Raw genomic sequence first — 240 nt, 5'->3', positions numbered from 1 at the left:
ATGTTGACCTTGCGCACGCCGTATTTGATGCCTTCGACGATCTCTTCGACCGGCACGCCGTAGGTCTCTTTGATCTCGCCACCATGCTCGTTGATGATCGCCAACCAATCCTGCGGTACCGAGCTGGAACCGTGCATCACCAGGTGAGTGTTGGGGATGCGCTTGTGGATGGCCTTGATACGCTCGATCGACAGCACGTCACCGGTTGGCGGCTTGGTGAACTTGTAGGCGCCGTGGCTG

General features: G+C 58.3%; 1 protein-coding gene. It reads right to left on the bottom strand.

The features are described 5' to 3' along the window. On the bottom strand, positions 1-240 hold a 240-nt coding region (locus AC0IYH_RS33665), incomplete at both ends, for a class II fructose-bisphosphate aldolase (RefSeq protein WP_471838791.1).

The sequence above is a fragment of the Pseudomonas sp. AC463 genome (assembly GCF_979253585.1).
Note: the sequence above shows the minus strand (reverse complement) of the source record. Positions and strands in the feature narration are given on the sequence as shown.